8 protein-coding genes are annotated in these 11,786 nt (G+C 68.3%); 4 read left to right on the forward strand and 4 right to left on the reverse strand.

Features of this window, described 5'->3' with window-relative positions; genetic code table 11:
* Positions 1–130 precede the first annotated feature (130 nt).
* Complete coding sequence (gene ccoG / locus M2351_RS24205) at positions 131–1,642, reverse strand: cytochrome c oxidase accessory protein CcoG (protein ID WP_264658703.1); 1,512 nt, start codon at positions 1,640–1,642, stop codon at positions 131–133.
* Between the two features lie 127 nt (positions 1,643–1,769).
* Positions 1,770–2,477: a Crp/Fnr family transcriptional regulator gene (locus tag M2351_RS24210; protein ID WP_264658611.1), complete on the reverse strand. Its 708-nt coding sequence runs from the start codon at positions 2,475–2,477 to the stop codon at positions 1,770–1,772.
* A gap of 198 nt (positions 2,478–2,675) precedes the next feature.
* Here M2351_RS24210 and M2351_RS24215 point away from each other — a divergent pair, with 198 nt between their 5' ends.
* Entirely contained in the window at positions 2,676–3,776 is a 1,101-nt protein-coding gene (locus M2351_RS24215) for a branched-chain amino acid ABC transporter substrate-binding protein (RefSeq protein ID WP_264658612.1), read from the forward strand.
* Positions 3,777–3,792: 16 nt separating this feature from the next.
* Here M2351_RS24215 and M2351_RS24220 read toward each other — a convergent pair whose 3' ends face one another.
* Positions 3,793–4,629: a helix-turn-helix domain-containing protein gene (locus M2351_RS24220; protein WP_264658613.1), complete on the reverse strand. Its 837-nt coding sequence runs from the start codon at positions 4,627–4,629 to the stop codon at positions 3,793–3,795.
* A gap of 97 nt (positions 4,630–4,726) precedes the next feature.
* A complete protein-coding gene (locus M2351_RS24225) occupies positions 4,727–5,107 on the reverse strand; it encodes a nuclear transport factor 2 family protein (RefSeq protein WP_264658614.1) in 381 nt (126 codons plus the stop codon).
* Positions 5,108–5,520: 413 nt separating this feature from the next.
* On the opposite strand from M2351_RS24225, the gene M2351_RS24230 reads away from it, so the two are divergent.
* From M2351_RS24230 to M2351_RS24240, 3 genes are read left to right on the forward strand one after another with little or no spacing between them, the layout of a single operon-like run.
* Positions 5,521–7,821 carry an ATP-binding protein gene (locus tag M2351_RS24230; protein ID WP_264658615.1) on the forward strand — a complete coding sequence of 767 codons (2,301 nt, stop codon included), beginning with the start codon at positions 5,521–5,523 and terminating at the stop codon, positions 7,819–7,821.
* Positions 7,818–8,300 carry a response regulator gene (locus M2351_RS24235; protein ID WP_264658616.1) on the forward strand — a complete coding sequence of 161 codons (483 nt, stop codon included), beginning with the start codon at positions 7,818–7,820 and terminating at the stop codon, positions 8,298–8,300. Before M2351_RS24230 ends, M2351_RS24235 begins: the two co-directional genes overlap by 4 nt.
* Before the next feature lie 5 nt (positions 8,301–8,305).
* The gene (locus tag M2351_RS24240) at positions 8,306–11,197 is read left to right on the forward strand and encodes a PAS domain S-box protein (protein ID WP_264658617.1); all 2,892 of its coding nucleotides are present in this window, start codon (positions 8,306–8,308) and stop codon (positions 11,195–11,197) included.
* Positions 11,198–11,786 lie beyond the last annotated feature (589 nt).

The raw sequence follows: 11,786 nt of genomic DNA on the forward strand, positions 1-11,786 counted from the left end.
CTACTTGCCCTTGCGGGTCAGCAGGAACACGAAGACGCCGATGGTGACGACGATGACGCTGGCGGCACCGGCGAGAGCGATGTAGGCGGGGGCATCGAGGTTCATGATAGGTCTCCTGTCATGGAAAAGGTCAGGGGGCGAGGAAGACGGTGTCGTGCCGGACGGCCAAGCCGTCGGGTTGGCGGGTGACGGTGAAGGCGGTGGGGGTGGAGGTCTGCCGGACCGCGTCTTTCGGGATGCGGACGAGCACGCGGTGGGTGGCGACGCTGTCCGGGTCGGCGTGGACGTCGACCGCTTGGCCGAACGCCTCGCCGTCCCCGCCCGCCAGCGACAGCGTGGCGCCGGGCAGGCCCGTGACGGTCAGGCGATAGTTCTGGGCAGCGCGGGTCATGTTCAGGACCTTGACCGTGTAGGCGTTCTGGATGTCGCCGTTGGCCAGGGTCACGAACAGCGGCGCGCGGTCGCGCAGGATGTTCACGTCCACCTTTGGCTTCAGGATCAGCCCGATGGCCATCAGCCCGCCGACGACGGTCAGGATCAGCGTGTAGATGATCGTGCGCGGGCGGATCGGCTTGAATTTCGGCGCCGTGCCGTTGGCCCGCGCGATCTGCGCGTTCAGCGAGTCGAAGCGGATCAGGTCGCCGGGGCGGCCGATCTTCGCCATGACATCGTTGCAGGCGTCCACGCACAGGCCGCAGCCGATGCAGGCCATCTGTGGACCGTTACGGATGTCCACGCCGGTCGGGCAGACATGGACGCAAGATCCGCAGTCGATGCAGTCGCCGTTCCCCTGGGCGCGCCGCTCCTCCCAGCTCTGCGCCCGCTTCAGGTGGGCGCGACCCTCGCCGCGCCAGTCCTCGTAGGTGACGACGAGGCTTTCCTCGTCCTGCATGGCGGCCTGGAAACGCGGCCAGGGGCACATGTAGATGCACACCTGCTCCCGCGCGAAGCCGGCCAGCAGGTAGGTCGTCCCGGTGAACAGGCCTATGAACAGCAGGACGTTGCTGGACGCGTCGAAGCGCACGAGGTCATGGACGAGCGTCGGCGCGTCGTTGAAGTAGAAGACCCAGGCCCCGCCGGTCGCCAGTGCGATCAGCAGCCACGCCGCGTGCTTGGCGGCCTTCGTCCACAGCTTCGCCGGCGACCAGGGCGCGTGGTCCAGCCGGATGCGGTCACCGCGGTCGCCCTCGATCCGGCGTTCGACCCAGAGATACAGGTCGCTCCACACCGTCTGCGGACAGGCGTAGCCGCACCAGACGCGCCCGGCGAGCGCCGTTGCCAGGAACAGCCCGACCGCCCCCAGGATCAGCGTGCCGGTCAGGTAATAGACCTGCTGGGGCCACAGCTCGATGAAGAAGAAATACAGGCGGCGGCCGGGCAGGTCGACCAGCACCGCCTGGTCCGGCGCGCCCGGCCCGCGGTCCCAGCGGATCCAGGGCGTGACGTAGTAGATGCCCAGCAGGACGATCAGGGCGAGCCACTTCAGGCGACGGAAGGTACCGGCCACCGACTTCGGGTAGATCTTGCTGTATTTGGCGTAGAGGCTGCTTTTGCGCGGGACGGCCTGCGCAGAAGCGGGAAGGGAAGCGGGTGTGGAAGCGGGTGCCGATGCGGATTCGGGTTCGGTGCTGGTGACGCTCATCATGCTCGTCCGTCGTTCGGCCGGGACAGGTGGCCGTGCCGTAGGCTAGGGACGGTGAAAAGCGTTGCCTTTGCGAATCCGCAAAGGGCGGGGCGGGAAGGTGGAATTTTGTTGGGAGACGAGCGCCCTACCCGTCCAGCGCCACCGCCTCCAGCGCCGGACCATCGCAGTCGAAGACATTCGGCGCCCGTTCGGTCACCAGCCCGGCGCGCTTGAACTCCGCAATGGTGCGGCTGGCCGTCTCCATCCCGACGCCGAGCATGGCGCCCAGGTCCTCCCGTCCGGACAGCAGAACCGGCTCCCCCGGGCGGTCGGCGGCGAGCTTCAGGAACAGCCGGGCGAGCCGGCGACGCGCGCTGCCGGTGGACAGCTCGGTCAGCCATTCGTCGGCCTGGTGCAACGATTGGTACCAGCGCTCCATCAGGCGGGCGTGCAGGCGCGGCGTCTCCTTGCTGAGTCGTTCCACCACGGCGCGGGGCAGGCGGCAGGTCTCCGTCTCCTGCAACGCGACGGCGGTGTGTTCGTAGGGGCGGCCGACCAGCACCTCCAGCCCGGCGACGGCGCCGGGGCGGAGCAGACGCACGATGCGCTGCGTGCCGTCAGGCAGGAACTGGACCAGCTTCACCAGCCCGCTGCGGATGGTGAAGAGCGGGCCGCCGTCCTCGCCCGCGCTGTACAGGGTCGCGCCGGGCGGGAACTTCAGCTCGTCGATCGGGATGTGAATCAGGTCGAAGTCGGGATCCGTCAGGTCGCCGAACAGGACCAGGTCGCGCACCGCGCAATGGCTGCATCGCGCCGTGCCCATCCGCGCGGCCTCGATTCCGTTCCGGTTCACCCTTGCACGCCTTCCGCCACGCCCTACACCCACTTGGGCACCCACACAGGCACCTACCCGGCAGTGTACGTGCTTCAAGGCGCAAACGCTACCGATGCGCGCGATAACCAGACTTGCAATAGTGCTTTGAGAAGCGGCTCGACAAGGCGCCGCTGCCGTTGTTTAAGGCAATGCACCGTTTTGGAAGGGAGGACAACGATGTTCAGCAGAATCGCCGTCGCCAGCGGCCTCGCCCTGATGGCCGGCCTTTCGCCGGCCCATGCCGACATCGCGATCGGGCTCGGCACCGCCACCACCGGCGCCGTCGCCGCGCTTGGCCAGCAGACCGTCTACGGCGCCCAGCTGGCGATCAAGGACATCAACGCCAAGGGCGGGGTTTTGGGCCAGCAGCTGGTGCTGAAGGTCGGCGACGACGCCTGCGACCCGCGCCAGGCGGTGGCCGTCGCCAACCGCTTCGTCACCGACAAGGTGGTTGCGGTGGACGGCCATCTCTGCTCCGGCTCGGCGATCCCGGCGTCCGAGGTCTACCACGAGGAAGGCGTGATCATGGTGACGCCGACCGCCACCAACCCGACGCTGACCGACCGCGGCTACGACAACGTGTTCCGCGTCTGCGGGCGCGACGACCAGCAGGGCGTGGTGTCCGGCCGCTTCCTGGCGGACAAGTTCAAGGGCAAGAACATCGCGGTCATCGACGACAAGCAGTCCTACGGCAAGGGCCTTGCCGACGTCGTCGCCAAGACGCTGGAGGAGGCGGGCGTGAAGGTCGCCTACCGCACCTCCGTCAACGCCGGCGAGAAGGACTTCTCGGCGCTGATCTCCAACCTGAAGGACAAGGCCGTCGACGCCGTCTTCTACGGCGGCTACCACCCGGAACTGGGCCTGATCGTCCGCCAGTCGCGGGAGATGGGGCTGAAGGCCCAGTATGTGGCGGGCGACGGGCTGAACAACCCCGAATACTGGTCGATCACCGGCCCGGCCGGCGAAGGCACGCTGTTCACCGACAGCGCCGCCGCCCTCAGCAATCCGGCGGCCCGCGCCCTGGTCGACAAGTTCAAGGAAGCCGGCCTGCCCGACCCCGGCAACTTCGCTTTCTACAGCTACGCCGCCGTCCAGGTGATCGCAGAGGGGCTGAAGAAGGCTGGTGCGGCCGACGGCAAGAAGCTGTCCACCGCCCTGCACGGCGGCACCTTCGACACCGTCGTCGGCGAAATCCAGTTCGACAAGAAGGGCGACGTGACGAAGCCGCAGTACGTCCTCTACGAGTGGAAGGACGGCAAGTACGGCACGATGCAGTAAAACTTTCTGGGGCGTGTCACGGCGGGTCGAGCGCTTGGCGCATCGCCTCCGCCGTGGCTGCGTCGGCGGGGAAGAAGGCCTCGATGGCCAGTTCGGACAGGGTGACGTCCACCGCTGTGCCGAAGACCGTCGTCGTGCTGAAGAAGCTGAGCGTCCCGGAGTCTGTGCGCAGGCGCAACGGCACGACCACGCCTTCATGGGGCGATTGCGCCTCGCTTCGGCCCTGCGTGTCCGGGGCCGGGTAGGCTTTCAATTCTTCAAGCAGGGCAACCAGGGCCGGGTCGGCGCTGGCGTCGATCTGGCGCGCCAGCCGGTGCAGGATGTGGGACCGCCATTGCGCCAGGTTCTCGATCCGCGGCGCCACGCCTGCGGGATGCAGGCTGAGCCGCAGCACGTTCACCGGCGGGCATAGCAGGTCCGGCGCCGCGCCGGCAAGCAACGGAGCGACCGCCCGGTTCGCCGCCACCAGGGTCCAGTGCCGGTCCACGGCCAGCGCCGGGTGCGGCTCGTGCCCCGCCAGCACGAGGTCCACGGCCTGCCGGGCGGCCTGCATCTCCGGATCGTCCAGCCGGTGCTCGGAAAAGACCGGCGCGAAGCCCGCGGCGACGAGCAGCGCGTTGCGGTCGCGCAACGGGATGTCCAGCCGTTCCGACAGGTGGAGCAGCATGGTCCGGCTGGGCTGCGCGCGCCCAGTCTCCAGGAAGCTGACATGCCGCGTGGAGACGTCGGCCTCGCAGGCGAGGTCGAGCTGGCTGAGGCCGCGCCGTTTCCGCCAATCGCGCAGCAACTCGCCGACCGGCTGGCGCGGCACGGTCCGGGGGATCGGCCGGAGCCGGGTGGCGTTCTGCAGCATGGAAATGCCCTCCCTTTGCGTTTCTTGTCTTGGGATCCCAGGGTAGCAGCCCCGGCGCACCGGTGGTGCAACGATGCTGATGCACCGGGGCAGGCCGTCAGGCGGCGGCTGGAATCTGGTCCAGGAAGCCGGTGACCGAGGCGATCCGCCCATCGGGGGACAGCTGGACGAAATCGGTTCCGATCGCCAGGGGCTCGACCTCCGCCGGCCCGAGCGACCAGGAAAAGCGCACCCGGTCGCCATGACCGTCCGGCGTGCCGTGCAGCGCGAAGCGGAAACCCGGGAACCGGTCCTGGACGGCGGCGATCATGGCGTCGATTTCCGCATGGCCAGTCCCCTGCATCATCGGATCGACGTAGCGGGCGTCCTCGGCCCAGCCCTGCGCGATCATGGCGCGACGGCGGGCCGGATCGGTTTCGTTCCAGGTGGCGAGGTACTGCTGGGCGGTCCGGCCGGCCTGTTCGGTGGCGTTGGTCATGGGGCGTTCCTCTCTGATTGGCGGTGGTCCGGGATCGTCCGGATGGCCACAGCATCGCCGTCCCGCGGCCGACGCGCGATTACGTGACAGGTAACGAACGCCGCGCCGACGGAGCGGGTGTTCGTCGGATCCACGGTCGCGCTTACGTTGTGGATGGTCTGAGATGGTATAAGACCAATCTCCGGCTTCTCGGGCCTTGGTGGTATTGCCGCCACGAAAGGTGATTGATATCCAGAGATGGAATGGCCAATTCAATTCTTGGCCTTCCGACCTTGCATGGCTTTCCGGTTTCACAACGTCTTCATCGGGGTCTTCGGCGGAAATTCCGCCGCTTTTCGGCGGGCAAGCGCAGATCGACCTCGGACCAGGGAGCCTTTTTTTGCTTTATTGCCTTTTCAAGCGTACGGGATGTCATGGCGACTGACGATCTTGATCTCAATGCGTGCAGTCGGGAGCCAATCCACATCCCGGGCAGCATCCAGCCCCATGGCTTGCTGCTGGCGCTTTCCGATGGCGCCGACGGAGCGGCCTTCACGCTGACGCAGGCGAGCGCCAATGCCGGCCCCGCCCTGTGCATGGCGGTGGAGGATGCGCTGGGCCGGCCGGTGGACGAGGTGGTCTGTGCGGAGCTTTCCGGTCCCCTGGCCGATTTCCTGGCGACGCGCGGGTTCCCCAGCCGGCCCGTGCCGGTCGGTCTCACCGCGCTTCCGGCGATCGGCATGGTCCAGATCCTCGCCCACGCCGCCGAAGACGGCACGGTCGTCGTCGAACTGGAACGGCTGACCGACGAGGCGACCAGCCGGCTCGACCATGTCTACCCGCGGATGCGCGAAACCATCGAGCGGCTGGACGCGCTGAACGCGCCGGAGGACATCCTGGCCTGCGCCGCGCAGGAGGTGCGCGCGCTGACCGGCTTCGACCGCGTGCTGGTCTACCGCTTCGACGCCGACTGGCACGGCACGGTCGTGGCGGAGGACGGCAACGGCCGCCTGCCGTCCTACCTGGACCTTCGTTTTCCCGCCACGGACATCCCCGCCCAGGCGCGCGAGCTGTACCGGCTGAACCGGCAGCGCCTGATCCCCGATTCCGGCTATACGCCGGTGCCGGTCTTGCCGGGGCTCAACCCGCGCACCGGCCAGCCGCTGGACCTCAGCTTCTCCGTGCTGCGCAGCGTGTCGCCAGTCCATGTCGAGTACATGCGGAACATGGAGACGGCGTCGTCCATGTCCGTGTCGATCCTGCTGCACGGGCGCCTGTGGGGGTTGATCTCCTGCCATCACCGGGACCCGCTCCAGGTGTCCTACGCCCTGCGCTCGGCCTGCGACCTGATCGCCCAGATCCTGTCGGTGCGCATCGCCGCGGTGGAGGACCGTCGCGACGCCGAGCACCGCATCGCGCTGAAGGCCATCCAGGCGCGGCTTCTCGCCGCCATGGCCCAGGCGGACCCGTTCATCGCAGGCCTGACCGAAGTTCCGGACGACCTGCTGCGCTTCGCGGCCGCCACCGGCGCCGCCGTGGTGTTCGAGCAGACCTGCACGCTGATCGGCGAGACGCCGACCGCCCGGGAAGTGATGGGGCTCGTCTCCTGGCTGTCCGAGCAGGGCGAGCCGGAGCAGTTCGAAACCGACAGCCTGACGACGTTCCACCCGCCGGCCGCGGGCTTCGAGGACAAGGCGGCGGGCCTGCTGGCCATCGCCGTGTCGAAGCTGCACGCCAGCTACATCCTGTGGTTTCGGCCGGAGGTCGTGCGCACCGTCCGCTGGGGCGGCGACCCGCGCAAGCCGGAAGGTCACGAGCCGGGCGCCACCCGCCTTCACCCGCGCACCTCCTTCGAGGCGTGGAAGGAAACGGTGCGCCACCGGGCGCTGCCCTGGACCCCGGCGGAGCGCGAGACGGCCGCGGAGCTGCGCCACGCCATCATCGGCATCGTCCTGCGCAAGGCGGAGGAGCTGGCGGCGCTGTCCCGCGAACTCACCCGGTCCAACAAGGAGCTGGAGTCCTTCTCCTACTCCGTCTCGCACGACTTGCGGGCACCCTTCCGGCACATCGTCGGCTACGCCGAGCTGCTGCAGGAACTGGAATCCGATCAGCTCAGCGCGACCGGGCGCCGCTACCTGGACACCATCGTGGACGCCGCCAACACGGCGGGCTCGCTGGTGGACAACCTGCTGCACTTCTCCCAGATGGGGCGGAGCGAGCTGACGCCGGTGTCCATCGACATGGGCGGGCTGGTCGGCGAGGTGCGGGAGACGCTGGCCCCGGAAGCGACGGGGCGGGCCATCCAATGGGACGTCGGGCCGCTGCCGGCGGTGCGGGGCGACCCCACCATGATGCGGCTGGTCCTGCAAAATCTTTTGTCAAACGCGATCAAATACACGCGAGGACGGGAACCCGCGCGCATCGCCGTGGGTTGCGAGGACCGGCCGAAGGAGACGCTGTTCTACGTGCGGGACAACGGCGTCGGCTTCAATCAGGCGTACGAGAAGAAGCTGTTCGGCGTGTTCCAGCGGCTTCATCGCAACGAGGAGTTCGAAGGCATCGGCATCGGGTTGGCCAACGTGCGCCGTGCCGTCGATCGGCATGGCGGCCGGACGTGGGCCGAAGGGCGCCTGGACGAAGGCGCCACGTTCTTCTTCACGCTGCCCAAGCCCGATCCCGACAAACCGGACCCCACCAAACCGGACCCGCGAGACACGCCAGCGAGGCCAGAATGAGTGACCTGAAACCCATCCTGCTGGTCGAAGACAACCCGCGGGATCTGGAGCTGACGCTGGCGGCGCTGGAAAAATGCCAGCTCGCCAACGACGTCATTGTGGCGCGCGACGGGGAGGAGGCGCTCGACCTGCTGACCCGCCGCGACCCGGCGACCGGAAAGCCGACCATGCTGCCGGCCGTGGTGCTGCTCGACCTCAAGCTGCCGAAGGTCGACGGGCTGGAGGTGCTGGAGCAGGTGAAGAGCGACCCGGAAACCCGCCATGTCCCCATCGTCATGCTGACGGCGTCGCGCGAGGAAAGCGACCTCGTGCGCAGCTACAAGGCGGGCGTCAACGCCTTCGTCGTGAAGCCCGTGGACTTCAAGGCCTTCTTCGAGGCCATCCGCGACCTGGGCGCCTTCTGGGCCATCCTGAACGAGCCGCCGGTCGGCTGCCATCGGCGGGGAACCTCCGGCGCGGCGTCGGGGAAGGGCGGCTGACGGGCATGCCGGCCTCCGTATCGATCCTCCACCTGGAGGACAGTCCGCTCGACTGCGAACTGGCCTGCGCCCACCTGATGAAGGCCGGCATCCACTGCAACGTCAGCCGCGTGGACACGCGCGCCGCCTTCACCGCGGCGCTGGATGCCCAACGCTACGACCTGATCCTGGCCGATTTCTCGCTGCCGGCCTTCGACGGGATGGAGGCGCTGCGCATCGCGAAGGAGCGGGTGCCGCAGACGCCGTTCCTGTTCCTGTCCGGCCGGATGGGGGAGGAAACGGCGGTCGAGGCGCTGAAGCAGGGGGCCCGCGACTATGTCCTGAAGCACCGGCTGGCGCGGCTGCCCGCCGCGGTTGGCCGAGCCATCGAGGAGGCGCGAACGCTCGCCGACCGGCAGCGCGCCAAGGAAAGCCTGAGCCGGCTGCACCAGGCCATCGACGACATCCGCGACTACGCAATCTTCACGCTCGACCTGGGCGGCCGCGTCACGTCGTGGAACGAGGGCAGCCGGCGCCTGTTCGGCCACGCCGAGGCGGAGGTGCTGGACCGTCCGCTGGCCATGCTCTTCGCGCCGGAGGACCGCGGCCGGCACGAGATCGACAGCGCGCTCGCCCAGGCCGCCGCGACCGGCCGCCATGAGGTTGAATGGCGCCACGCCGCGCGCAGCGGACGGCGCTTCTGGGGCTCCTGCGTCCTGACCACGGTGAGCGACAGCAGCGGCGCGCACATCGCCTATTCGGTGGTGGTGCGCGACGTGACCGAGCGCCGCGCGGCCGAGGCGGCGCTGCGCGAAAGCGAGGCGCGGTTCCGCACGATCACCAACGCCATGCCCCAGCTGGTGTGGACGGCCGCGCCCGATGGCGCCCCCGACTATTTCAACGAGAACTGGTGCGACTACACCGGCATGTCCATGCGCCGGTCGGTCGGCGACGGCTGGATCGCGGTGCTGCACCCCGACGACCGGGCGCGGACGGTGGCCTGCTGGACACAGTCCGCCCGCACGGGCGATGGCTATGAGATCGAATACCGGCTGCGCCGGTCCGACGGCCTGTACCGCTGGCATCTCGGCCGCGCGCAGCAGCTGCGCGATGACGCCGGGCGGATCATGCGCTGGTTCGGCACCTGCACCGACATCGACGACGCGATCGCCGCGCGCAAGGCCCTGGCCGACAGCCAGAAGGACCTGGAGCGGCTGGTCGAGGCGCGCACGGCGGAGCTGGTCGCGGCCAACGAGCGGCTGCGCGCTGAGGTGGCGGAACGGGAACGCGCGCAGGCCGACCTCAGCACGCTCTACGCCAAGACGCCGGTACCCTTGCATTCGCTCGATGCGCAGGGCCGGCTGCTCAGCGTCAGCGACCGCTGGCTGGAGTTCATGGGCTACGACGACCGCGAGCAGGTCCTTGGCCGCCACGTCACCGAATTCATGCCGGAGGAGTGCGCGCGGCTCCACCGGACCGAGCGCTGGCCCGCGCTGATGCGCGAAGGCATGGTCCGCGACCTGCCCTACCGCTTCATCAAGCGGTCCGGGGAGGTGGCGGACATCCTGGTGTCCGCCCGGATCGAGAAGGACGAGCGGGGCGACTTCCTGCGCACCATGGGGGCCATCGTCGACGTCACCGCGCGCCTGCGCGCGGAGGCCGAACGGGAACGCGCCGAGGAGGCGTTGCGGCACGCCCAGAAGATGGACGCCCTGGGCCAGTTGACCGGCGGCATCGCCCACGACTTCAACAACCTGCTGACCGCGATCACAGGCAATCTGGAGCTGCTGATCACCCGGCTGGGCTCCGGCGACGTGGAGACCCTGCGGGGCTACGCTTCCAACGCCAAGGCCGGGGCGACGCGCGCGGCGGCCCTGACACAGCGGCTGTTGGCCTTCGCCCGGCGCCAGCCGCTGCGGCCCGACACCACGGAACCGGACAAGCTGGTGCGCGGGATGGAAGACCTGCTGCGCCGTACGGTGGGCGAGCAGATCACCATCGAGGCCCGCATGGCCCACGACGTTTGGCCGGCCTGGTGCGACGCGAACCAGCTGGAGATCGCGCTGCTGAACCTGGCCGTGAACGCCCGCGACGCCATGCCGACGGGTGGCCGCATCACCATCGCGGCCGAAAACGTCCATCTGTCGGACAAGGAACTGCCGCTCGGCTCCAAGCCCGGCGACTATGTGCATTTGTCGGTCGGCGACACTGGCAGCGGCATGCCGCCGGACGTGATCAGCCGCGCCTTCGATCCGTTCTTCACCACCAAGCCGATCGGGCAGGGCACCGGCCTTGGCCTCAGCCAGGTGTACGGCTTCGTCAACCAGTCGCACGGCCTCGTGCGCATCGAAAGCCAGCCGGGCCGCGGCACGACGGTCAGCCTCTATCTTCCGCGCTGCCTCGTGGAACGGGCCGATCATCCGGTCGAGGTCCTGAAGTCCGTCGGTGACTGCACGCGCAAGCCCGCCGATGACGGCGCCGGCGCGGACGACACGGCCGGCACCATCCTGATCGTGGAGGACGAGGCGCTGGTCCGCATGGTCGCCGTCCAAGCCCTGGAGGACGCCGGGCTGGAGGTGATCGAGGCGTCGAGCGGGGCGGAGGCGCTGGAACTGCTGGACGGCGGCGTCCGTGCCGACCTTCTGGTGACCGATGTCGGCCTGCCGGGCATGAACGGGCGCCAACTGGCCGAGGCGGTGCGGGTCCGGCGGCCGGATCTGGGCGTTCTGTTCATGACCGGCTACGCCTACGACGCGACGCTGGGCACCGGCATCCTGGAACCCGGTTGCGAGGTGCTGCAGAAGCCTTTCGAGACCGGAGCGCTGGTCGCCCGCGTGGCCGACATGCTGTCCGGGACAGGCGGCGATCTGGGCGGTCTTCCTTTCCGCCACACGGCTCAGGAACGCCGCGCCGACTGATCCCGAAGGCGTTTGAAGGGGGCCGGTTTGAAGGCGTCCGGCAAACGCCTTCGTTTCAAAACCCGACTGCGACGGCAAGCGCTTCGGCAGCGGCGCGCAGGGTTCGATTCCAATACATTCGACGGGTGGCGCAGAAAAATGCGCTACCAGCGCGGGTGTAACTTCAAACAGCGTACAACAGCGCGGTCGCTGGTCAACTGAGAGGTTGATCAAGGGCGATAAAGCCTGGATGTGACGCTAAATGCAGCCGACGAAATGGCGGGCGCATAGCCTTTCGGTTGCGCCTGTGCCAGCGCGATGCACGCGCCTTTTCGTGGTTTCTCTGCGAAATTCGACAAATTGCGACGAAAAGGTACCAATTGTAGTGTGCTGCTGACGCAGCTTCGCGCAATAATTTCATTGGATTTTAGACATTCCCTGGTAACTTCGTAGTGATACGAACGGTGTAGCCCTTGCGCGATTCCCGGATCCCGGTCGGACAGAGACCGGCGCCACCACGGATCGGGAAGAAAGCGGGGGTCCCGTTCAAGACATGCCGTGTGCAGGGTTGGCGACGGTATGAAAGAACATTGCAGGGGATGGTCAAATC

It is taken from the genome of Azospirillum canadense, from assembly GCF_025961225.1.
GTDB classification, from domain to species: Bacteria; Pseudomonadota; Alphaproteobacteria; order Azospirillales; family Azospirillaceae; genus Azospirillum; species Azospirillum canadense.